Here is a 667-nt window from a genome sequence, read left to right on the forward strand (position 1 = left end):
TTTCTTTCTTTTCCTCGGGGTACTTAGATGTTTCAGTTCCCCCGGTATTCCTTCCTTACGCTATGGATTCACGTAAGGATACTTGCAGGTTGTGCAAGTGGGTTTCCCCATTCGGACATCTACGGATCGATGTGTATTTGCCACTCCCCGTAGCTTTTCGCAGCTTATCGCGTCCTTCATCGGCTCTTGGTGCCAAGGCATCCACCTGATGCTCTTTCTAACTTGACCTTTGTCAATTCAATGAATTGATACCAGTTTTTGATCTATGCTTATAGATCTTCGATTGTTTTTCAATCGATGAAATTGTATTTTTCTTTACCTTAACATCCTCTTCCATTCTTCAGTCATCGCCGCCTGCTGACAAATCATAGATTTGAAACGCGATCGGCATCTGACCTACTACGAAATCGAAGATTTCTGTTAGGTCATTAAAAAATTTGATGTTCTCGTTGATTGTATATGAAGTTTTCAAGGTTCTTGTTCAAAGAATCCCGTCTGAATTGAACAGACGCTAGGGTCCACCGGATTCATATATAATTAAAAGTATGAAAGAAAGCCATCTTTTGTATCGTTCCGATCTCAGAAGACGTATCCTCTGAGACCGACGATTCTTTCCTTAGAAAGGAGGTGATCCAGCCGCACCTTCCGATACGGCTACCTTGTTACG

1 rRNA gene is annotated in these 667 nt (G+C 42.1%); it reads right to left on the reverse strand.

Features of this window, described 5'->3' with window-relative positions:
- A 23S ribosomal RNA gene (locus LQU94_RS08030) occupies positions 1-228 on the reverse strand; the annotation flags it as partial.
- Positions 229-667 lie beyond the last annotated feature (439 nt).

This window comes from Peptoniphilus sp. KCTC 25270 (assembly GCF_021012875.1).
Classification (GTDB): Bacteria; Bacillota; Clostridia; order Tissierellales; family Peptoniphilaceae; genus JAJMZJ01.